Annotated in this window: 18 protein-coding genes and 1 pseudogene; 9 read left to right on the top strand and 10 right to left on the bottom strand. The window is 63.5% G+C overall.

Annotated features, from left to right (window positions below):
- Positions 1-7: 7 nt before the first annotated feature.
- Both glgA and DJ563_RS12210 read right to left on the bottom strand, forming a co-directional pair.
- Positions 8-1,567, bottom strand: coding sequence for a glycogen synthase GlgA (gene glgA / locus DJ563_RS12215; RefSeq protein WP_274100303.1), 1,560 nt, complete (start codon positions 1,565-1,567; stop codon positions 8-10).
- A gap of 542 nt (positions 1,568-2,109) precedes the next feature.
- Entirely contained in the window at positions 2,110-2,277 is a 168-nt protein-coding gene (locus tag DJ563_RS12210; RefSeq protein WP_077068354.1) for a DUF6026 family protein, read from the bottom strand.
- Positions 2,278-2,481: 204 nt separating this feature from the next.
- Between DJ563_RS12210 and gnd the strand changes: the two genes are divergently transcribed.
- The 6 genes from gnd to DJ563_RS12180 are packed head-to-tail and all read left to right on the top strand — an operon-like array spanning position 2,482 to position 8,249.
- Positions 2,482-3,465 (top strand): phosphogluconate dehydrogenase (NAD(+)-dependent, decarboxylating), encoded by a 984-nt coding sequence (gnd, locus tag DJ563_RS12205; protein WP_434519600.1) that lies wholly within the window; start codon positions 2,482-2,484, stop codon positions 3,463-3,465.
- Positions 3,462-4,967 (top strand): glucose-6-phosphate dehydrogenase, encoded by a 1,506-nt coding sequence (gene zwf, locus DJ563_RS12200; protein WP_274100697.1) that lies wholly within the window; start codon positions 3,462-3,464, stop codon positions 4,965-4,967. The genes gnd and zwf overlap by 4 nt, the downstream gene beginning before the upstream one ends.
- Before the next feature lie 51 nt (positions 4,968-5,018).
- Positions 5,019-6,815 (top strand): glycoside hydrolase family 15 protein, encoded by a 1,797-nt coding sequence (locus DJ563_RS12195; protein WP_434519599.1) that lies wholly within the window; start codon positions 5,019-5,021, stop codon positions 6,813-6,815.
- Positions 6,816-6,875: 60 nt separating this feature from the next.
- A complete protein-coding gene (locus DJ563_RS12190; RefSeq protein ID WP_047581818.1) occupies positions 6,876-7,232 on the top strand; it encodes a VOC family protein in 357 nt (118 codons plus the stop codon).
- Positions 7,232-7,852, top strand: a complete 621-nt coding sequence (locus DJ563_RS12185; RefSeq protein ID WP_033696704.1) for a TetR/AcrR family transcriptional regulator — start codon at positions 7,232-7,234, stop codon at positions 7,850-7,852. The genes DJ563_RS12190 and DJ563_RS12185 overlap by 1 nt, the downstream gene beginning before the upstream one ends.
- A 1-nt stretch (position 7,853) precedes the next feature.
- Positions 7,854-8,249 (top strand): DUF4440 domain-containing protein, encoded by a 396-nt coding sequence (locus tag DJ563_RS12180; RefSeq protein WP_434519598.1) that lies wholly within the window; start codon positions 7,854-7,856, stop codon positions 8,247-8,249.
- A 101-nt stretch (positions 8,250-8,350) separates the two neighbouring features.
- On the opposite strand, the gene preA is transcribed toward DJ563_RS12180, so the two are convergent.
- The 3 genes from preA to hydA all read right to left on the bottom strand — a co-directional run bounded on the left by preA (position 8,351) and on the right by hydA (position 12,538).
- Entirely contained in the window at positions 8,351-9,625 is a 1,275-nt protein-coding gene (gene preA / locus DJ563_RS12175) for an NAD-dependent dihydropyrimidine dehydrogenase subunit PreA (RefSeq protein WP_274100392.1), read from the bottom strand.
- Entirely contained in the window at positions 9,626-10,993 is a 1,368-nt protein-coding gene (locus tag DJ563_RS12170; RefSeq protein WP_274100393.1) for an NAD(P)-dependent oxidoreductase, read from the bottom strand.
- Between the two features lie 105 nt (positions 10,994-11,098).
- Positions 11,099-12,538 carry a dihydropyrimidinase gene (gene hydA, locus DJ563_RS12165; protein ID WP_274100394.1) on the bottom strand — a complete coding sequence of 480 codons (1,440 nt, stop codon included), beginning with the start codon at positions 12,536-12,538 and terminating at the stop codon, positions 11,099-11,101.
- 616 nt (positions 12,539-13,154) lie between these two features.
- On the opposite strand from hydA, the gene DJ563_RS12160 reads away from it, so the two are divergent.
- Together DJ563_RS12160 and DJ563_RS12155 are read left to right on the top strand one after the other, a co-directional pair.
- On the top strand, positions 13,155-14,645 hold the full coding sequence (locus DJ563_RS12160) for an NCS1 family nucleobase:cation symporter-1 (RefSeq protein WP_434519597.1): 1,491 nt from the start codon (positions 13,155-13,157) through the stop codon (positions 14,643-14,645).
- Positions 14,646-14,690: 45 nt separating this feature from the next.
- Complete coding sequence (locus tag DJ563_RS12155; RefSeq protein ID WP_434519596.1) at positions 14,691-15,974, top strand: Zn-dependent hydrolase; 1,284 nt, start codon at positions 14,691-14,693, stop codon at positions 15,972-15,974.
- Between the two features lie 119 nt (positions 15,975-16,093).
- Here DJ563_RS12155 and DJ563_RS12150 read toward each other — a convergent pair whose 3' ends face one another.
- The 5 genes and pseudogenes from DJ563_RS12150 to nhaB all read right to left on the bottom strand — a co-directional run bounded on the left by DJ563_RS12150 (position 16,094) and on the right by nhaB (position 20,121).
- Positions 16,094-17,053 (bottom strand): MBL fold metallo-hydrolase, encoded by a 960-nt coding sequence (locus DJ563_RS12150; RefSeq protein WP_434519595.1) that lies wholly within the window; start codon positions 17,051-17,053, stop codon positions 16,094-16,096.
- 17 nt (positions 17,054-17,070) lie between these two features.
- A complete protein-coding gene (locus tag DJ563_RS12145; RefSeq protein WP_434519721.1) occupies positions 17,071-17,517 on the bottom strand; it encodes an NUDIX hydrolase in 447 nt (148 codons plus the stop codon).
- A pseudogene (locus DJ563_RS12140) lies at positions 17,512-17,811 on the bottom strand (NIPSNAP family protein); the annotation flags it as partial. The pseudogene DJ563_RS12140 and the gene DJ563_RS12145, both read right to left, overlap by 6 nt.
- 81 nt (positions 17,812-17,892) lie before the next feature.
- Entirely contained in the window at positions 17,893-18,444 is a 552-nt protein-coding gene (locus DJ563_RS12135) for a lipocalin family protein (protein ID WP_077068357.1), read from the bottom strand.
- A 174-nt stretch (positions 18,445-18,618) separates the two neighbouring features.
- Positions 18,619-20,121: a sodium/proton antiporter NhaB gene (gene nhaB, locus DJ563_RS12130; RefSeq protein WP_033696714.1), complete on the bottom strand. Its 1,503-nt coding sequence runs from the start codon at positions 20,119-20,121 to the stop codon at positions 18,619-18,621.
- A gap of 151 nt (positions 20,122-20,272) precedes the next feature.
- Here nhaB and DJ563_RS12125 point away from each other — a divergent pair, with 151 nt between their 5' ends.
- Positions 20,273-21,085: a crotonase/enoyl-CoA hydratase family protein gene (locus DJ563_RS12125; RefSeq protein WP_047581826.1), complete on the top strand. Its 813-nt coding sequence runs from the start codon at positions 20,273-20,275 to the stop codon at positions 21,083-21,085.
- The last annotated feature ends 24 nt before the right edge of the window (positions 21,086-21,109 follow it).

The following is a 21,109-nucleotide window of genomic DNA, read 5'->3' as shown; positions in this document are numbered from 1 at the left end:
TCTCCGCTCAGTTGTGGCTGAACTGTGCCTGCTTGACCAAGTCCTCATAGAGGCGAGCGTAGGGTTCCACCGCCTGGCACCAGTTGAACGGCTGGGTCATCGACAGGCAGCGCATGGCGTTGAGCAGGTCTTTCTTGCCGTACACATAGAAGGCGCGGCTCAGCGCTTCGCGGTAGCTCTCGACGGTCGATTCGTTGAACAGGAAACCCGTCACCCCACACTCGATGGTATCGGCCAGGCCGCCGGTGTTGCGCGCCACCGGCAGTGAACCGAAGCGCTGCGCGTACATCTGGCTCAGGCCGCACGGTTCATAGCGCGACGGCATCAGCAGGAAGTCGCTGCCGGCGAACATGCGCCGCGCGTCGGTCTCGTTGAAACCGATGCGCACGCCGATACGGCCCGGGTGGCGCAGCGCCAGTTCGCGCATGGCCTGTTCTTCTTCCGGCTCGCCACGGCCGATGATCGCGATCTGCCCGCCTTGCTCGACGATGTAGTCGGCCACGCCCAGGGTCAGGTCGAGGCCTTTCTGGTAGACCAGGCGCGAGACCACGGCAAACAGCGGGCCCTCGGAGGGTTCGAGCTCGAACAGCTGGCGCACGGCTTCGGCGTTGCGCGCCTTGCCGTCCCAGTCATTGATGCTGAAGTTGTGTTGCAGGTGCTTGTCGGTGGCCGAATCCCAGCTTTCGTCGATGCCGTTGGGGATGCCGCCCAGCAGGCCTTGCTGGGCCTTGGCCGCAAGGAAACCGTCCAAACCGCAGCCAAACTCGGGGGTGGTGATTTCCCGGGCATAGGTGGCGCTGACCGTGGTGATGTGGCTGGAGTAGGCCAGGCCGGCCTTGAGGAACGACAGCTTGCCGTAGAACTCCATGCCTTCCTGCTGCATGGCATGCTCGGGGATTGCCAGCTCCGGGCTGCAGCCACGGCTGTAGACGCCCTGGTAGGCCAGGTTGTGGATGGTGAACAGGGTCGGCGTGTTCAGCCCGCGCCAGTGCATGTAGGCCGGGGCCAGGCCTGCAGGCCAGTCGTGGGCGTGCACCACTTCGGGCTTCCAGTGGATCATGCCTTCGCCGGCGGCAATCTCGGCGGCAGCCAGGCCCAGGCGGGCGAAGCGGATATGGTTGTCGGGCCAGTCGCGGCCATTGTTGGCACCATAGGGAGTGCCGTCGCGCTCGTACAGCTCGGGGCAGATCAACACATAGATCACCAGGCCATCGGCCAGGTCCATACGGCCGATCTTGCACGGCGGCAGTGCGGCGTGGCCGCCCAGTTCGCCGACGACGTGAATCGGGTTGTCGCTCTCCATCACCTGGCGGTAGCCGGGGATCAGCACGCGTACATCGTGCAGGTGCGCCAAGGCGCGGGGCAGGGCGGCGGAGACGTCGCCCAGGCCGCCGGTCTTGATCAGGTCGGCGATTTCCGAGGTGACGAACAGGATCTTGCGTTTGTTCGGGTTGTGCTGGCGCTGTGCGCCGGGTGCCTTGCCTGTCGTGGCGAATTCCGGGGTAAGCGGCTCGCGGTTGTCCGGTTTGAATGAATCTACGTGAGGCTCGACAGCGGCACTGATCATACTTCTCTCCGTCCCTATGCTTGGCCGGGTGCTGGCACCCGCGGCGTTATCTCGTGTTGGTTCTCTCTGGTTCAAATCCGTGTAGTGCTATCCATGCCCCTGAGTCGTGCGCGCAGGCACAGCGCGATCAGCATTCCGGCCGAAGGCGATTGGACTGAATGGGGTTGGTGGGCCGAAGCGGGGGAGGTCCCTTTGCATTTGGCCTACTTAGTTCCTGACCCACCGCCGTTTGTGAAAGTTCGACTTTTTTACGTCACTCTTCCTATGAGCAAATGGCGGGCCGAAAGCTGAGTGTAGGAGAGAAGAAGTAAAAAAGGTGACCCACTGGTCACTTTCGTTATGGCCGGTTTAGACGCAAACGTTGGCGTCTGTGACCAGATGTGAACGGGGTGCTCGAGGGTAGGGCACAGGGTTTCAGACGCGCATCATTTCGTCGCGCAGAGAACGGCGACGCCCTGTTTTGGTGCGTGTGCAGGGGCAAGCGGAGAGGGGGAGGTACAGCAGCGTGGGAGCCGGTCAGCCCCCACCGGGGAAGGTCACGATCAGAGATTGATAGCTTTGTCGCCGGAGCGAGCTTGCTCAAGCATCATGTGCAACTGAGCGACCTGCTGACGCAGTTGGTCACGTTCGTCCTTCAACTTACGCAGCTCATCACGGCGTACGGAGACATAGAGGGTCTGGGTTGGAGTAGCAGGCATCAAGGTACCCATGAGCACACCTCGCGGTTTTGGCTGGTGACAGTTAAAGCGTAGTCGCTTCACGCGGTGCGCATTCTGAATTCTTTCGCCGCCCATGGGAACTTTTTTGTTTATCGTGGTCTCGCCGTTCGTCGCTGAACCCTTGGGCGGTACGCTGGACTAATCTGAAACGCTTAACTGCATCATCATCCATTTTCGAAAGGGGAGCATCGGCTCATGCAACTGGGAATCGTCGGGCTGGGCCGCATGGGCGGCAATATCGCAAGGCGCCTGATGGGCGCCGGCCATCGCACCGTGGTGCACGACCGCAACCGCGACGCCGTCGTCGGGCTGGAGGGCGAGGGCGCACAAGGTGCCCACGACCTCGGCGCCCTGGTGCAAAAACTCAAGGCCCCGCGTGCGGTGTGGGTGATGTTGCCGGCCGGTGACCCTACCGAGCAGACCATTGCGCAACTGGCCGACCTGCTGGAACCGGGCGATGCGATCATCGACGGGGGCAACACCTTCTATAAAGACGACATGCGCCGTGCCGCTGATCTGGCAAAACGTGGCCTGCACTACCTGGACGTGGGCACCTCTGGCGGTGTGTGGGGGCTGGAGCGTGGCTACTGCATGATGATCGGGGGCGAAAAGGACGTGTTCGAGCGCCTCGAGCCGCTGTTCAAGGCCTTGGCGCCCGGCGTCGGCGACATCCCGCGTACCCATGGCCGCGAGGGCGAGCACCAGCGCGCCGAGCATGGCTACATCCACGCAGGCCCACCCGGTGCCGGGCACTACGTGAAGATGGTGCACAACGGCATCGAGTACGGCCTGATGCAGGCCTACGCCGAAGGCTTCGACTTGCTGCGCAGCAAGGGCGGCAACGAGCTGCCCGAAGACCAGCGCTTTGACCTCGACGTAGCCGAGATCGCTGAGGTCTGGCGCCGCGGCAGTGTGGTCACGTCCTGGTTGCTCGACCTTACCGCCGACGCGCTGGTGGCCGACCCGCAGTTGGTGCAGTTCAGTGGTTCGGTGTCCGACAGTGGCGAGGGCCGCTGGACCATCGATGCCGCTGTTGAGCAGGCCGTGCCAGTGCCGGTGCTGTCCAGCGCGCTGTTCGCTCGCTTCCGTTCGCGCCAGCAGCAGGGCACGTATGGCGACAAGATTCTCTCGGCCATGCGCCTGGGCTTTGGTGGGCATGTCGAGAAGAAAGGCGAATGACTAAACAGACGATCCCTGCAGCGCCTCCCTGCACCCTGTTTCTGTTCGGCGCCAACGGCGACCTGGTCAAGCGCCTGCTGATGCCGGCGCTGTACAACCTCAGCCGTGACGGGTTGCTGGACCGCAACCTGCGCATCGTCGGCGTCGATCACAATGCCGCCACCGCCGAGGCGTTCGCCGAGCGCCTGCACGCCTTCATGCTGGAGCGTGACAAGGGCGGCGAAGGCAGCGCCAAGTGCCTGGACGAAAAACTGTGGGCGCGGCTGGCCAAACGGCTGGACTACCAGACCGGCGACTTTCTTGACCCGGCCACGTACCAGGCGATTGCCAAGCGCATCGAAGCGACCCGTCATGGCAACGCGATCTTCTACCTGGCCACCTCGCCACGCTTCTTCCCCGAAGTGGCCCTGCGTCTGGGCCAGGCCGGCCTGCTCGACGAGTCGGCCGGGGGCTTTCGTCGCGTCGTGGTGGAGAAACCCTTCGGCACTGACCTTGCCAGCGCCGAGGCACTCAACGCCTGTTTGCTGAAGGTGATGGGCGAGCGGCAGATCTACCGCATCGACCATTACCTGGGTAAAGAGACGGTGCAGAACATTCTGGTCAGCCGCTTCTCCAACGGCCTGTTCGAGTCGTTCTGGAACAACCACTACATCGACCACGTGCAGATCACCGCCGCCGAGACCGTTGGCGTCGAAACCCGCGGTGCGTTCTATGACAACACCGGGGCCCTGCGCGACATGGTCCCCAATCACCTGTTCCAGTTGCTGGCGATGGTCGCCATGGAGCCTCCGGCGGCCTTTGGCGCCGATGCCGTGCGCGGCGAAAAGGCCAAGGTGGTCGGCGCCATTCGCCCGTGGTCGGCGAAGATGGCGCTGAAAAACTCGGTGCGTGGCCAGTACACGGCGGGCAAGCAGGGGCGCAAGCGCTTGCCCGGCTATCGCCAGGAAGCCAATGTCGGCGAAGGCAGCCAGACCGAGACCTACGTGGCGCTCAAGGTGATGATCGACAACTGGCGCTGGGCCGGCGTGCCGTTCTACCTGCGTACCGGCAAGCGCATGAGCGTGCGCGACACCGAGATCGCCATCTGCTTCAAGCCCGCGCCCTATGCGCAGTTCCGCGAGTCGGAGCTGGAGCGGCCCAAGCCCAACTACCTGAAGATCCAGATCCAGCCCAATGAGGGCATGTGGTTCGACCTGCAGGCCAAGCGCCCAGGGCCTGAGCTGGTGATGGAGAACGTCGAGCTGGGCTTTGCCTACAAGGACTTCTTCAAGATGACCCCGGCGACGGGCTACGAAACCTTGATCTACGACTGCCTGACCGGTGACCAGACGCTGTTCCAGCGGGCCGACAACATCGAGAACGGCTGGCGCGCGGTGCAGCCCTTTCTCGATGCCTGGGCCAACGATGGCGAAGTGCATGAATACCCGGCAGGTGAAGATGGGCCAGAGGCTGGCAATGAACTGCTGACCCGCGACAGGCGGGAATGGCACCGTTTGGGGTGACCTGATCAAGCTGGCACAGGCAACCAACCGGCTCAACCGAAAGGAGACTCAATGCCCGCCCACATCGAAGACTACGCCTTGCTCGGCAATTGCCGCAGCGCCGCCCTGGTCAGCCGCGATGGCTCCATTGACTGGCTGTGCCTGCCCCGCTTCGACGCCCCCGCCGTGTTTGCGGCCCTGCTGGGCAATGAAGAAAATGGCCGCTGGCGCCTGGCCCCTTGCGACCCGGTCGAGCACACCAGCCGGCAATACCTGGAGGACACCCTGGTGCTTGAAACCACCTGGGTCACCGCCTCTGGCCGGGCGCGCGTGCTCGACCTGATGCCGCTGGGCGAGGTCAACTCGGTCGTGCGCATCGTCGAAGGCCTGGCCGGCGAAACCAGCTTCGAGATGGACCTGGTGCTGCGTTTCGACTACGGGCGCAGCGTGCCTTGGGTAGAGAAGCTCGACCCCCTGACCCTCAGCGCAGTAGCCGGCCCTGACCGCCTGATCCTGTGCAGCACGGTCCCCTCGCACGCACGTGACCACCACACCGTCGCACGCTTTCGCGTCGGTGCCGGCGAACGTCAAGTGTTCAGCATGCGCCACCAACCCTCGCACCTGCCTGTGCAGCCCGATTGCGATGTCGAGGCGGCGCTGGCGCAAACCATCAACCAATGGCAGGCCTTTGCCGTCCGCTGCCCGGAGGTCGGTCCCTACACCGCCCTGGTGCGGCGCTCGCTGCTCACGCTTAAGGCCATGACCTACGCGCCCACCGGCGGCATCGTCGCCGCTGTCACCACCTCGCTGCCCGAGCGCATAGGTGGCGAACGCAACTGGGACTACCGCTTCTGCTGGCTGCGCGACGCCACCATGACCCTGCTGGCGTTCATGAACCTGGGCTACTTCGACGAAGCCCAGGCCTGGCGCGAATGGCTGTTGCGTTCGGTGGCCGGCAACCCCGAACAGATGCAGATCATGTACGGCCTGGCCGGCGAGCGTGACCTGCAGGAGTACACCCTGCCATGGTTGGCCGGTTACGAGCACTCGCAGCCGGTGCGGGTGGGCAATGCGGCGGCCGGGCAGATGCAACTGGATATCTACGGCGAGCTGGCCGATGCCATGACCCAGGCGATCAAAGGCGGTTTGCCTCGGCACCCACGCAGCGCCGCGATTGCCCGGTTGATCCTGCCGTACGTGGAGCGCATCTGGCGAGACCCGGACGAAGGTATCTGGGAAGTTCGCGGTGGCAGGCAGCATTTCGTGCATTCCAAGGTCATGGCCTGGGTGGCGTTCGACCGCGCGGCGGGGTTGGCCGAAACCACCGAAGAGGATCGCGAGCGCGGGCGGCATTACCGCCAGGTGGCAGACGAGATTCGCCGTGAGGTGTGCGAGCGCGGGCTGGACCCGAGCGGGGCGTTTTTTGTCCAGGCCTACGGCGCCAACGAAATGGACGCCAGCCTGTTGCAGATCGCATTGACCGGCTTTCTGCCGGCGGAAGACCCACGGTTTTTGCGCACGCTGGCAGAAATCGAAAAGCGGCTGCTGAAAAATGGCCTGTTGTCGCGCTATGACACCGACAGCTGCAGCGACGGCCTGACACCCGGGGAGGGTACGTTCCTGGTGTGTTCATTCTGGCTGGCCGATGTCTATGTGCTGTTAGGCCGGCAAGCCCAGGCACAGGCCCTGTACGAACGCTTGAGCGGCCTTTGCAACGACCTGGGGTTGCTGGCGGAGCAGTACGACCCGGCAGGCAAGCGAATGCTGGGCAATTTCCCCCAGGCGTTCAGCCATATCGGCATCATCAACACGGCGCTGAACCTGCACCGCGCGCAGTGCCCGGTGCGCGATCGGGCGCGTTGTGGTTAGGTCTGCGTGTGTGCACTGACTCAAGTAGACTGGGCCATTACCCATTGGCAAGGAGCACGCATGAGCGTTCGTGGCCACGATCGACAGATCGACAACATCGAATTCAATGTCAGCGATATCGCACGGAGCAAGGCCTTTTACGGCAGCGTCTTCGGCTGGCGCTTCACCGATTACGGCCCTGCCTACACGGAATTCAGCGATGGTCGGCTGACGGGTGGCTTTACTACAGGCGAGCCGGTACGCCCGGGTGGCCCGCTGGTCATCCTGTACGCCGACGATCTCGACGCCACGCAGCAGCGGGTCGAGGCCGCCGGTGCGCAGATCAGCCGTGCCACGTTTTCGTTCCCCGGCGGGCGACGGTTCCACTTCGTCGACCCGGACGGCTATGAACTGGCGGTGTGGACGGCCCAAGCTTGATGGCCAACCACAAGATCGAGATCCGCCGGCGTAACATCGAGAAGATTCTCCAGGCTGCAGAAAAGGTGTTCGCCGAGAAAGGCTATGGCGCCACCTCGATGGGCGATATCGCCGAGCAGGCCGAGTTGCCGCGCTCCAACCTTCATTACTACTTCAGCACCAAGGACGACCTGTTCCGCGCCGTGCTGCAGGACCTGCTGGATGTGTGGAAGCAGGATGCGCTGTGTTTCGAGAACTTCGATGACCCACGTGTGGTGCTCACCAGCTACATCCGCGCCAAGATGGGCCATTCGCGTTCACGCTCGCTGGGCTCGAAAATCTGGGCTGAAGAAATGCTGCACGGCGCGCCCGTGCTGGGCGTGAGCCTGGACGAAAGCCTGGTGCCCTGGGCGAAGCTGAAGGAGACCAAGATTCGCCGGTGGGTGGAAGACGGGCGCATCCTGCCGGTGGAGCCGTCTGCGCTGTTGTACATGATCTGGGCATCGACCCAGCATTATGCGGACTTTGGCTATCAGGTGGCGTTGCTCAATGGCGGCGAGCCCTTGTCGGACATGGCATTCGAAAACGCGGTGCAGACGGTGACCAGTGTCATCCTGCGTGGCATTGGTTTGGAACCTTGATATGACTTTGAGTGAACGGGCTGTACGCAGCATCCACGATGTACATGATCTGATCCATGCAGTATTCACCCGGCCTGCTGCGCAGACCGAGGCGCTTCGCAGCGAGTTGATGGCGGTGTTTGCCGACAACTTCAGTATGGTCACCACGGCGGGCGCGATCGTTGATCGGCAGCAGGTGGGGCAGTTGTTCGAGCGGGGGGCCGGGGCTCGGCCAGGGCTGGAAATCGAGGTCAGTGACGTGCAGGTAGTGTGGCAGGCGGGGGCGAGTGTGGCGGTGCGCTACAAGGAGACCCACCGGTTGCAGGGGCAGGAGACTGCGCGGTATTCGTTGGCGATTGTGGCGTGTGACGAGCAGCGGGTGGTGTGGGTGTACCTGCATGAGACAGCGGTGGCTTGACCAGAGATGGGGCCGCTTCACAGCCTTTCGCGGGGCAAGCCCGCTCCCACAGGATTTCTGCCTGCCTGAAAAAGCACACAACGCCTGTGGGAGCTTCAGCCTCAGCTCGCCTCGCGATAGGGGTTACGCGGATCCTGCGTCCAGTTCAGGTAGGGCTTGCCGGTATCCTGCGCCACCATGTCGATGCAGTTTTCCACCGGGCAGGTGATCTGGCACAGGTTGCAGCCCACGCATTCCTCCTCGATCACGCTGTAGAGGTGGGTGCCATCAGCCTTGGCCGTGCTGGCAATGGCCTGGTGCGACGTATCTTCGCAGGCGATGTGGCAGCGCCCGCAACCGATGCAGGCGTCCTGGTCGATGTGTGCCACTGACTTGTAGTTGATGTCCAGGTACTTCCAGTCGGTGGTATGCCCCACGGCCTGGCCTCTGAACGCCTCCAGGTTGCGGTGCCCATGCTGGTCCATCCAGCGGGCCAGGCCATCTTTCATGTCTTCGACGATACGGAACCCATGCAGCATCGCGGCCGTGCACACCTGCACGGCGCCGCTGCCCAGGGCGATGAACTCGGCAGCGTCACGCCAGTTGCCGATACCGCCGATGCCGCAAATCGGCAAGCCACGTGTCTCGGGGTCGCGGGCGATCTCCGCGACCATGTTCAGGGCAATCGGCTTGACCGCCGAACCGCAGTAACCGCCATGGGTGCTCTGGTCGCCGACGATGGGGTGGGCCACCATGCGGTCCAGGTCGACGCTGGTGATCGAGTTGATGGTGTTGATCAACGACACCGCGTCCGCCCCGCCGCGGTGCGCGGCGCGGGCCGACTGGCGAATGTCGGTGATGTTTGGCGTGAGCTTGACGATCACCGGCAGGGCGCAATAAGTCTTGCACCAGCGGGTGACCATCTCCACATACTCCGGCACCTGGCCGACCGCCGCGCCCATGCCACGTTCAGGCATGCCGTGGGGGCAGCCGAAGTTCAGTTCGATGCCATCGGCGCCCGTGGCCTCCACCAGGGGCAGGATGAACTTCCACGATTGTTCCTCGCACGGCACCATCAGCGACACGATCAACGCGCGGTCGGGCCAGTCCTTCTTCACCTGGGTGATCTCACGCAGGTTGATCTCCAGCGAGCGGTCGGTGATCAGCTCGATGTTGTTGATACCCTGCACCTGGCGGTTGGCGCCGTAGTGCGCCGAGTAGCGCGACGACACGTTGACCGCCGCCGGGTCCTCGCCCAGGGTCTTCCAGACCACGCCGCCCCAGCCGGCCTCGAAGGCGCGGACCACGTTGTAGGCTTTGTCGGTGGGTGGCGCCGAGGCCAGCCAGAAAGGGTTGGGCGCCTTGATACCGGCGAATTCGATAGACAAGTCGGCCATTTACGCAGCCTCCATATTGAGCATGAGTTGGGCATGGATGGCTTCAGCGGCCAGCTTGCCGTGTTGCACGGCCTGGACGGTGAGGTCCTGGCCCAGGGCGGTGCAGTCGCCGCCCGCGTAGACACCCGCAAGGCTGGTGCACATATGCGCATCGACACGGATGCGTTCACCGTCGCGGGCCAGTTGCGCGGCCACGGGGTCGATGAGGCTGGCGTCGTCGAAGCGCTGGCCGATGGCCTTGAAGATCGCATCGGCGGCCAGCTCGAAGGTTTCGCCGGTGTCGCGCAGGCGCCCATCCGCCAGTGCCGTGCGGGCGAAGCGCATGCCGCGCACCTTGCCGGCGTCATCCAGCAACACGGCATCGGGGCGCGCCCAGGTGTGCAGGCGCACCTGGTTGGCTTTGGCGATGTCCTGCTCGTGGTCGGTGGCGCCCATGTCGGCGTGGCCGCGGCGGTACACCAGGTTGACGTCACGGGCGCCCAGGCGGCTCATCTGCACGGCCATGTCGATGGCGGTGTTACCGGCGCCGATCACCAGGCAGCGGTCGGCCAGCGGCAGTTGGCTCAGGTCGTCGGCCTGGCGCAGTTCGCGGATGTACGCGGTGGCGGCAAGCACGCCGGGCGCCTCTTCATCGGCCAGGCCGAGCTGACGCACCGCATTCAGGCCCAGGCCCAGGAATACTGCATCGTACTGATCGCGCAGCTCGCCCAGGCTGAGGTTGCTACCCAGGCGTTGACCGTGGCGGATTTCGATGCCGCCGATACCCAGCAGGAATTCCACCTCGTGCTGGGCGTAGTCGTCCACCAGCTTGTAGCGGGCGATGCCGTACTCGTTGAGGCCACCGGCCTTGTCGCAGGCTTCGAAGACCACTACGTCGTGCCCATGCATGGCCAGGCGGTGCGCGCAGGACAACCCGGCCGGGCCTGCGCCGACCACGGCGATGCGCTTGCCGGTGGCCGGCGAGCGGGTGAAGGGGTGCTCGGTGAAGTGGGCGTTGTCCACGGCATAGCGCTGCAGTTGGCCGATCAGCACCGGTGCGCATTCCTGGGCGTTGTTGCGCACGCAGGCTTGCTGGCAGAGGATTTCGGTCGGGCACACACGGGCACAGCTGCCGCCGAGGATATTCGCCGACAGAATGCGTTCGGCGGCGCCTTGCAGGTTCTCGTCACTGATGCGGTGGATGAACGAGGGGATGTCGATTTCGCTTGGGCAGGCATTGACGCAGGGGGCGTCGTAGCAATACAGGCAGCGGGCGCTTTCCACGGCGGCCTGGCGGGCGGTGAGGGGCGGGGCGAGGTCGCCGAAGCGCTCGGCCAACTGGTCGGCGCCGGCCCGGGGGCGCGGCAAGTGGTTCAGGGCATCGATCACGGTTGTAGCCTCTCTTTTCTTTTTTGGATGTGGCAGTCAACGGCAATACGGCGCCGCCCAGCCTCTTCGGGGCCGGTACGGCAGTGCGGGTGCTGTGGGTAAGGCTCAGCGCTGGACGGGTGTCGGGCGCTGCTGCTCGGCGCGTCGGCCCAACACCTCGTACACCGAGGGGTAGGCCGGGCGCTCCACGTAACGGCCGGCGCCAGGTTCGGCGCGCAGGTCGCCATCGGCCCAGAGCACGCGGCCCTGGCTGATGGTGTGGCTGGGGATGCCGCGCACGGTGCGGCCTTCGAAAATGTTGAAGTCCACGCGCTGGTGGTGGGTCTGCGCCGAGATCATTCGCGTGCCCTCTGGGTCCCACAGCACCAGGTCGGCATCGGCACCGACGCGGATGGCGCCCTTGCGCGGGAACAGGTTGAAGATCTTCGCGGTGTTGGTGGAAGTCAGTGCGACGAACTCCTGCATCGACAGGCGCCCGCTGTTGACCCCGGCATCCCACAGCACGGCCATGCGGTCTTCAATACCGGCGGTGCCATTGGGGATGCGGCTGAAGTCGTCGCGGCCCATGGCCTTCTGCTCGGCGCAGAAGCAGCAGTGGTCGGTGGCGGTTGTGTGCAGGTTGCCCGATTGCAGGCCGCGCCACAGGGCTTCCTGATGTTCCCGTGGGCGGAAGGGCGGGCTCATCACGTAGCCGGCGGCAGTGGCCCAATCCGGGCTGCGGTAGACGCTGTCATCGAGCAACAGGTGGCCGGGCAGTACTTCACCGTACACAGGCTGGCCTTTGGCCCGGGCATAGGTGATCTCGTCCAGCGCTTCGCGGCTTGAGATGTGCACCACATACAGCGGCGTACCGATGGTTTCGGCAATGCGGATGGCGCGACTGGCGGCTTCGCCTTCGACCTGCGAAGGGCGCGACAGGGGGTGTGCCTCGGGGCCCGTCATGCCCTGGGCCAGCAGTTTTTTCTGCAGGTGGTAGACCAGTTCGCCGTTCTCGGCATGCACGGTGGGCACCGCGCCCAGTTGCAGGCAGCGTTCGAAGCTGGCCACCAGCGTGTCGTCGGCGGCCATGATGGCGTTCTTGTAGGCCATGAAGTGCTTGAAGCTGTTCACCCCGTGCTTGGCCACCAGCTCGCCCATTTCTTCGGCGACCTGCTCGCTCCACCAGGTGATGGCGACGTGAAAGCCGTAGTCGCAGGCGCTCTTCTGTGCCCAGCCACGCCAGGTGTGGAAGGCCTCCAGCAACGACTGCTGCGGGTTGGGGATGACGAAGTCGATGATCGAGGTGGTACCGCCGGCCAGGCCTGCAGCAGTGCCGCTGAAGAAGTCCTCGCTGGCCACGGTGCCCATGAAGGGCAGTTGCATGTGGGTGTGCGGGTCGATGCCGCCGGGCATCAGGTACTGGCCAGTGCCGTCGAGGATTTCGCAGTCGGTGGGGGGTTCGAGGTTTTCGCCAATGGCGCGGATCACACCCTCGACACACAAAACATCGGCGGGGTAACGCTCTTCGTGGGTTATCACGGTGGCACCACGGATCAACAGGGACATGCCGTCTTCCTCGCAGGCTGACCGGTCTGGGCCGGTTCTTGAATTGTTATCGGCCAGTGGCTGAAGGGTAACTTGCAATCCTGTCAGACCTGACAAGAATGAAATTTAGATGGTGATTTGGGATTGTTCAAGAAAATAATTTATTAGCTTATAACATTTATAAATTATTGATATTAAAGGGAAAAATGTAGAAATCACCAAAATGGTGAGGCCCTTCACCATTTTGACGCACTTGACAAGAAGCCAAATTGGTCAAGATTTTCCATGCAAAATCAGCTGCTTGATAACCGGTTCGAAGGGCCGGCTATCCTGCTCAAAAAACCAGCCTGCACCAGATTGAAACCAAAGGCAGGGTGCAGGGGCGGCCGAAGGTGGTATGCGCAGCAGGCGAGGGGAACACCGTACTTTCGCCAGGCGCAGATAAATGCTTTGCAGTTCAGTTGATTACCTCCGGTAGGCGGCGGCCACCCGGGACGGCGCAGGCCAACCCGGCACGCAATTTGAGTACGGCCACAACCGCCAGGCCGGACCGGAGGAGCAGTACTGGTGGTGTGTGTACTCCGGCCATCGCGTTAGCCCGATGAGCAAACAATTAGAAAAACCTGGAGAAGGCCCCATGCAACAGAGCAGATCGCAAGTGATCGAGCAGGAAGGCCTGTTCGAGCTGGAGGCGGGCAGTGACGTGCTCGACAGCCCGCGCTACAACCACGACATCGCGCCCACCAAGGTGCACCAGCGCACCTGGAACAAGTGGCATATCACCGCCTTGTGGGTAGGCATGTCCATCTGCGTACCCACCTACACCCTGGGCGGTGTGCTCACGGCCTACTTTGGCCTGAGCGTGGGCGAAGCGTTGCTGGCGATCCTGTTGGCCAACCTGATCGTGCTGATCCCGCTGACCCTCAACGCGTTCCCCGGCACCAAGTACGGCATCCCCTTTCCGGTGCTGCTGCGTTCCTCGTTCGGCATTCTTGGCTCCAACGTGCCGTGCTTGATCCGCGCCGTCGTCGCCTGTGGCTGGTTCGGCATCCAGACGATGTTCGGCGGCCTGGCCATTCACCTGTTCCTCGGTTCGATGTTCGATGGCTGGAAGGCCCTGGAGGGCACCGGTGAGGTGATTGGCTTCATGATCTTCTGGGCCCTCAACCTGTGGGTGGTGCTGCGCGGGGCGGAGTCGATCAAATGGCTTGAAACCCTGTCAGCGCCATTGCTGGTGGCGGTCGGCATCGGCCTGCTGGTGTGGGCACTGCCGCACATGTCGATGACCGAGTTGCTGGCGCAGCCGCCCAAGCGGCCCGAGGGCGCCAGCGTGGTCAGTTACTTCTGTGCCGGGCTCACCGCCATGGTCGGTTTCTGGGCCACGCTGTCGCTGAACATTCCCGATTTCAGCCGCTACGCGAAAAGCCAGAAGGACCAGATTCTGGGGCAGATCTTCGGCCTGCCGCTGACCATGTTCCTGTTCGCCGCCCTGGGTGTGGTGCTGACCGCCGCTTCGGCGTCGCTGGTGGGCGAAACGGTGTCGGACCCGGTCAGCCTGATCGGCAAGATCCAGAGCCCAGGCTGGGTCGCCCTGGCCATGGCACTGATCGTGATTGCCACACTGTCGACCAACACTGCGGCGAACATCGTGTCGCCAACCAACGACTTCCAGAACATCGCCCCACGCCTGATCGGGCGTAGCCGCGCGGTGTGGCTGACCGGCTTTATCGGCTTGGCGCTGATGAGTCATGAACTGCTCAAGAAACTGGGCTTGATCGTTTCCGACCTGAGCCTTGAGAGCGTCTATTCCAACTGGTTGCTGGGCTATTCGAGCCTGCTTGGGCCCATTGCCGGGATCATGGTGGTGGACTACTTTCTGATCCGTCGCCAGCGTCTGGACCTGGCCGGGCTGTACCGTGACGACGTGTATCCGGCCTGGAACTGGGCGGGGTTTGCGGCCTTCGCACTGCCGGTGGCGCTGACCGTCATGGCCATCGGCAACAGCAGTTTCAGCTGGTTCTATGACTACGGCTGGTTCACCGGTTCGCTGCTGGGTGGGGCGCTTTACTACGTCCTCGGCGGCGTGGCGGCGCGCAGCCCGACGCGGCTGGCCAAGCCCTTGCCGTGACCGCTTGCCAGTACCGACAACTAGAAATGCCTGAGGAAAACGACCATGACCCCAGCCAAGCAAGTGCTGCATTCCACCCAACGCCACGTCGACAGCGCGCGCCTGTGGCAATCGTTGATGGACCTGGCCCGCCTCGGCGCCACTGCCAAGGGCGGCGTCTGCCGCCTGGCGCTGACCGACCTCGACCGCCAGGCCCGTGACCTGTTCGTCCAGTGGTGCGAGGCGGCCGGTTGCAGCGTCAGTGTGGACGCGGTCGGCAACATCTTTGCCCGCCGCCCAGGGCGCAACCCCAAGCTGCCCCCGGTGATGACGGGCAGCCACATCGATACCCAGCCCACCGGCGGCAAGTTCGATGGCTGCTTCGGGGTGATGGCTGGGTTGGAGGTGATCCGTACACTCAACGACCTGAGCGTGGAAACCGAAGCACCGCTGGAAGTGGTGGTGTGGACCAACGAGGAAGGTTCGCGCTTTGCGCCCTGCATGATGGGCTCGGGGGTGTTTGCCGGGAAGTTCACCCTGGAAGACACCTTGGCCAAGCGCGATGCCCAGGGCGTCAGTGTTGGCGAGGCGCTCAACGCCATCGGCTACGCGGGCAAGCGCGCCGTGCCAGGCCACCCGGTGGGGGCTTATTTCGAAGCGCATATCGAGCAGGGGCCGATTCTCGAAGACCAGGCCAAGACCATCGGCGTCGTGCTTGGGGCCTTGGGCCAGAAGTGGTTCGACCTGACCTTGCGCGGTGTAGAGGCCCACGCAGGCCCGACGCCCATGCACCTGCGCAAGGATGCCCTGGTGGGGGCGGCGGCGGTGGTCGAGGCGGTCAACCGCACCGCCCTTGGCCATCAGCCGCATGCCTGTGGCACGGTGGGTTGCTTGCAGGCCTACCCTGGGTCGCGCAACGTGATTCCGGGTGAGGTGCGCATGACCCTGGATTTTCGTCACCTTGAAGGTGAGCAGCTGGATGCGATGATCGCCGAGGTGCGTGGGGTGATCGAAAGTACCTGTGCCAAGCATGGCCTGGCGCATGAGCTGACCCCCACGGCGGATTTCCCGGCGTTGTACTTCGACAAGGCGTGTGTCGATGCGGTGCGTGATTCGGCAGATACGCTGGGGCTGGCGCACATGGATATTGTCAGCGGCGCCGGGCATGACGCGATCTTTTTGGCTGAGCTGGGGCCGGCAGGGATGATTTTTGTGCCGTGCGAGAATGGCATCAGCCATAACGAAATCGAGAATGCCACGCCGGAGGATCTGGCGGCGGGGTGTGCGGTGTTGTTGCGGGCGATGCTGGCGGCTTCGGAGGCGATTGCCAGTGGGCGGTTGGCGGCTTAAAGCTGCTAGGCCCTTGGTTTGAGGTTTCAGCGCCCATGAGATCGAGCGCCGCGCGGGCGGCGCCCGATCTCATGGGCGCCACACCCCCAACGGCATGCACCTGTCAGCCCAACCCCAATCTACCCAACCGCCACCAGACACCCATCGCGCCCAATGTGATACCGCTGCAGGTCCCGCGCCAAGGTCAAATGCCCGTTGTAATGGGCCAGCGCCTCGACCCGAACATCATCAATGGATGGACTACGCCGCGAATCACTCTGATACCGCGCACTGAAATGCGTCAGCACCAGGTTACGTACCCCCGCAGCCTCGGCAAACCGTGCCACTTGCGCCGCCGTGCTATGGCCGAATGTAGCCCCCGTGCGTTCGACGATCGCCTGGGTGAAGGTCGCCTCATGCACCAGGACATCCACGCCCTTGGCGACCTCCGCCAGCAGCTCGGGCCTGTCGTTGTCACCGCACACAATCACTCGCCGTGCCGCTCGCGACGCGCGCTGGTAGTCATGCCCGTGCAGGGTTCGCCCCTCATGTTCCACCGACAGCCCCTTGGCCAAGTCGCCCCACAACGGCCCGCGAGGGATGCCTTCGGCATCCAGGCGTTGCACGTCCAGGCGCGGCTCAGGGTTGAGCTCGGTAAACACGAAGCCAACGCTCGGCACCCGATGCGACAGCTGCACGGTACTGACCTGCAGCGTCTCGCTACGCCAGTCAGCCAGGCTCTCTACTGCCAGCAGGCGCACTTCGAAAGGCAGGTAGCTGTCGCTGGCAGCCAGGCTCAGCCTCACCCAATCATGCAGCGCAGCGGGCAGGATCAGGTCCAGCGGCTGGGTACGCCCGCTCATTCCGGCACTGGCCAGCAAGCCCGGCAGGCCGAAGCAATGGTCGCCATGAACGTGGGTGATGAAGATGCCGCGCAGGTCGCGTATCGATAACGGCGTGTGCAGTAGCCGGTGTTGCGTGCCTTCGCCGCAATCGACCAGGTACCAGTGGCTGCCGCTGGCTTCGATCACGGCGGTGGCACTGACGTTGCGGGCCTTGGTCGGCACACCGGCACTGGTGCCTAGAAACAGCAGGTCCATGATCTGCCTCCTTCAGTTCAACCGAACAGCGACAGGTCGCGCAGCATGGCTTGCAACCCTTCGGGGACAAGCGGGCCGATACTGTCGAAGTCGGCGCTGTCGCACCACTTGGCGCGAAAAGGGTTGCCGTTGGATTCGCGGCCTTCCAGCCAAGGCTGCTGGTACAGGCTGGCATCATCGAAGCGGGCATCGAATACCTGCACAATCTCATGCCCCGGTGCACCGGCATAGGTGAACAGGCTCTCGAGCGTACCAAGCAAGCGCACATCGCTGATCGACTGCCCCAGTTCTTCTTCGATTTCCCGGGCGATGGCTGCACTGCCCCGTTCACCAAACTCGATGCCGCCACCGAGCGGTCGGCACAGCGTCCGTTGGGTCACAGGGTCATCGAAGACGTTGACCAGGATCTTGCCCTGGTGATGGAACACACACAGGGCAAGTGAGCGAATGCGCGGCTCGAGCAGTGGCTTGAGGAAGCTGCGCTCATAGCTGAGGATAAACCGTTGCTCAGTGGCCAGGGCCACCGCGGCGATGCATTCGGGGTCGGTCTCGGCCTGTTTGCGGTATTGCTCGTAGGCCGCCAGGCTGGGAAAACTGAACAGGCAGTAGGCAACATTGTTGGCGCCTTCGGCAGGCAGGAAGTAGCCGTGGTGCTTGCCGCCCATGCGCGTAACCACGCCCATCCACAGGCGCGAATAGGCCTCGAACGCTGGCAGCTGGTAAGGGTCGACGGTGTATTTGACGTGGCAGGTGATCAACGGCTCGTTCCTTCGAGGGGATGCGGGGCGCACACCTTAGCTTGATTGCCCCGCGTCGTCGACGAGCAGCCGTGCGGCGGGCTAGCCCTCCTGGCGCCAGATCAGTTTGCTGGTGTCATAGCCTTGCTTGCGGGCTATCGACAGCAGCTGTTCGCGCTCCTGGTCGGTGACCGCCGGGGTGCGCGAAAGCAGCCACAGGTACTCGCGGTTCGGATGCCCGACCAGGGCTACGCGGTAGTCCTTGTCGTGGTAAAGCACCCAGTAGTCACCCTTGGTCAGGCCCGGTGCCAGGCGGCTGAACCAGTTGTCGAACTGCACCCAGAGCTTGTCGGTCTTACCTGGCTGCTGGGCTTCGGCGATGCCCTTGGCTTCATTCCATTGGCCGTCCTTTTCCTTGCAGCGGTTGTTGACGTCGATGCGACCGTCCTCGCGCAGGCCGTAATGCGCTTCGGACTGCACGCAGTTGCGCTGGAAGAACATCGGCAGGCGCGCCAGCTCGTACCAGGTGCCTTGGTAGCGTTGCAGGTCGACCTGCTGCGTGGTGGGGGGCGTCTTGTGTTCGTCGTTGGACCCGGCGCAACCGATCAGGGCAAGGGTCATGCAGGAAAGCAACAGTGCCGAGCGCATCGCCATGGCGAACCTCCTTGAAGCGGATGGGGACTTACTGTGATTCGATGCGGGTTGGCGGCAAAAGTTGTATCGGGTTGGGTGTGGGATGTTTGTCTTTAGGATTGCAGCGCTTATGAGATCGAGCGCCGTGCGGGCGGCGCTCGATCGCGCAGACGCAGCAAAACCCAAGCCAGGCCCTCACAGCCAGTAAGTCACCGCCCACCACCCCAGCCCACCCATGACCACGGTATAAGGCAAGGCCATCCACACCATTCGGCCATACGACAGCCGGATCAGCGGCGCAACCGCCGAGGTCAGCAGAAACAAGAACGCCGCCTGCCCATTTGGGGTCGCCACGCTCGGCAGGTTGGTACCGGTGTTGATCGCCACCGCCAGCGTCTCGAAATGCTCGCGGCTCATGCCACCATTGAGAAACGCCTGCTTGACCTCGGTAATGTAGATGGTAGCGACAAACACGTTGTCGCTGATCGCCGACAGCAAACCGTTGGCCAGGTACAGCATGCCGGGTTGTTGTTCGGCGGGTAGCGCCAGTACCCAGGCGATCAGCGGGCTGAACAGCTGCTGTTGATGGATCACCGCGACCACGGCGAAAAACACCACCAGCAGCGCGGTGAACGGCATGGCGTCCTGGAAGGCACGGCCCAGGCGGTGTTCATCGGTAATGCCGGTAAACGCGGTGATCAGCACGATCACCAGCAGGCCCACCAGGCCAACCTCGGCAATGTGCAGGCCCAGGCAGATGATCAGAATCAGCGCGGCGCTGCCTTGCACCCACAGCGCGGCTCGCTGTGCCGCGGTGCGCGCGGCATCGTCTTCGGCGGCGTAGGCGGCCAGCACCTGGCGTACGCGCTCGGGCATCAGCGTGCCGTAGCCGAACAGGCGCAGTTTTTCCAGCAGCACACAGGTCAGCAGCCCGGCGCCGAGCACCGGCAACGACACGGGCGCGACCTTGAAAAAGAAGTCGGCGAAGTGCCAACCCATCTCATGGCCGATCAACAGGTTCTGCGGTTCGCCCACCAGCGTGCACACGCCGCCCAGCGCGGTACCGACCGCACCGTGCATCAGCAGGCTGCGCAGGAAGGCGCGGAACTGGTCGAGGTCTTCACGGTGCAGTTGGGGGATCTGCTGGTCGCTGTCGAGCGCGCTGTCTTCGCGCGGGTTGGCCCCGGAGGCGACACGGTGAAAGACCGCGTAGAAGCCTACCGCAGCGCTGATGATCACCGCGGTAACCGTCAGGGCATCGAGAAAGGCCGAGAGAAACGCCGACAGCACGCAGAACAGGACCGACAGCAGCGCTTTCGAGCGCACGCCAAGCAGGATCCGCGAGAACAGGAACAGCAGCAGTTCCTTCATGAAGTGAATACCGGCAACCATGAACATCAGCAGCAGGATCACCGGGAAGTTGTGCTGCAGTTCTTCGTACAGCGCCTGAGGCGTGGTCATCTCCAGCAGCAGTGCTTCAACCAGCAACAAACCGCCAGGCATCAGCGGGTAGCACTTGAGCGCCATGCCCAGGGTGAAGATGAATTCGATCACCAGCACCCAGCCCGCCGTGACCGGGCCTGCAGTCAGCAGCAGCAACGGGTTGAGCACCAGGAACAGGCCGATGACGGCCTTGTACCAGAGCGGTGACTGGCCCAGGAAATTGTGCGCGAGCGCGCCGGCCACGGAGCGTGACATGAATATGTATCCTTATAATTCGGCAATGCCGCACGGTGCCGGATCGGGCCGCCTTAGGCAAGGTGTGCAGTCCCGTTTTTGGCACAAGTGCGGCCTCGCGGCTGGGTTACCATCCTGCGCTATGAACCCTTTACCCTCAGGAGTGCCGCACGTGACCGAGTACAGCGCATTCAAGGTCGAACTGACCGATAATATCGCCCACGTTCAGATCAACCGCCCGGAAAAGGTCAACGCGATGAACGCGGCCTTCTGGGAAGAGATCATCGACATCTTCCAGTGGGTTGACGACACCGATGCCGTGCGTGCCGTGGTCATCAGCGGTGCGGGCAAGCATTTTTCCGCCGGCATCGACTTGATGATGCTGGCCTCGCTCGCTGGCCAGATGGGCAAGGACGTCGGTCGTAATGCGCGCTTCCTGCGCAGTACCATCCTGCGCCTGCAGGGCTCGTTCAACGCCGTGGACAAATGCCGCAAACCGGTGCTGGCGGCGGTGCAGGGCTACTGCATTGGGGGCGCCATCGACCTCATCTCGGCGTGCGACATGCGCTACTGCAGCCAGGATGCGCAGTTCTCGATCAAGGAAATCGACATGGGCATGGCCGCCGATGTCGGCACGCTGCAACGTTTGCCACGTATCATCGGCGACGGCATGATGCGTGAGCTGGCATTCACCGGGCGCAACGTCGAGGCCGATGAGGCGCTGCGCATAGGCCTGGTCAACCGCGTCTATGATGATCAGGCCGCGCTGCTCGACGGGGTCTTTGCCATTGCCCGCGAGATTGCCGCAAAATCGCCGATCGCCGTGGCCGGCACCAAGGAAATGCTCAGCTACATGCGTGACCATCGCATTGACGATGGCCTCGAATACATCGCCACCTGGAACGCTGCGATGCTGCAGTCCGAAGACCTGCGCGTGGCGGTGGCGGCGCACATGAGCAAACAGAAACCGACGTTCGCCGACTGACAGCTCGGGGGGCGCTCAGCAAGG

The organism is Pseudomonas sp. NFX1, assembly GCF_051123555.1.
Lineage (GTDB): Bacteria > Pseudomonadota > Gammaproteobacteria > Pseudomonadales > Pseudomonadaceae > Aquipseudomonas > Aquipseudomonas capeferrum.
The sequence above is the reverse complement of the archived record's forward strand: the minus strand, read 5'-3'. Positions and strand labels throughout refer to the sequence as shown.

What these genes read in the sequence shown, in the direction of transcription:
- DJ563_RS12210 (WP_077068354.1), bottom strand. Translation starts at nt 2,277, where the DNA reads ATGGGTACCTTGATGCCTGCTACTCCAACCCAGACCCTCTATGTCTCC.
- DJ563_RS12190 (WP_047581818.1), top strand. Translation starts at nt 6,876, where the DNA reads ATGAGCGTTCGTGGCCACGATCGACAGATCGACAACATCGAATTCAAT.
- DJ563_RS12150 (WP_434519595.1), bottom strand. Translation starts at nt 17,053, where the DNA reads ATGGACCTGCTGTTTCTAGGCACCAGTGCCGGTGTGCCGACCAAGGCC.
- DJ563_RS12155 (WP_434519596.1), top strand. Translation starts at nt 14,691, where the DNA reads ATGACCCCAGCCAAGCAAGTGCTGCATTCCACCCAACGCCACGTCGAC.
- nhaB (WP_033696714.1), bottom strand. Translation starts at nt 20,121, where the DNA reads ATGTCACGCTCCGTGGCCGGCGCGCTCGCGCACAATTTCCTGGGCCAG.
- zwf (WP_274100697.1), top strand. Translation starts at nt 3,462, where the DNA reads ATGACTAAACAGACGATCCCTGCAGCGCCTCCCTGCACCCTGTTTCTG.
- DJ563_RS12135 (WP_077068357.1), bottom strand. Translation starts at nt 18,444, where the DNA reads ATGGCGATGCGCTCGGCACTGTTGCTTTCCTGCATGACCCTTGCCCTG.
- gnd (WP_434519600.1), top strand. Translation starts at nt 2,482, where the DNA reads ATGCAACTGGGAATCGTCGGGCTGGGCCGCATGGGCGGCAATATCGCA.
- DJ563_RS12180 (WP_434519598.1), top strand. Translation starts at nt 7,854, where the DNA reads ATGACTTTGAGTGAACGGGCTGTACGCAGCATCCACGATGTACATGAT.
- DJ563_RS12195 (WP_434519599.1), top strand. Translation starts at nt 5,019, where the DNA reads ATGCCCGCCCACATCGAAGACTACGCCTTGCTCGGCAATTGCCGCAGC.
- hydA (WP_274100394.1), bottom strand. Translation starts at nt 12,538, where the DNA reads ATGTCCCTGTTGATCCGTGGTGCCACCGTGATAACCCACGAAGAGCGT.
- preA (WP_274100392.1), bottom strand. Translation starts at nt 9,625, where the DNA reads ATGGCCGACTTGTCTATCGAATTCGCCGGTATCAAGGCGCCCAACCCT.
- DJ563_RS12160 (WP_434519597.1), top strand. Translation starts at nt 13,155, where the DNA reads ATGCAACAGAGCAGATCGCAAGTGATCGAGCAGGAAGGCCTGTTCGAG.
- DJ563_RS12185 (WP_033696704.1), top strand. Translation starts at nt 7,232, where the DNA reads ATGGCCAACCACAAGATCGAGATCCGCCGGCGTAACATCGAGAAGATT.
- glgA (WP_274100303.1), bottom strand. Translation starts at nt 1,567, where the DNA reads ATGATCAGTGCCGCTGTCGAGCCTCACGTAGATTCATTCAAACCGGAC.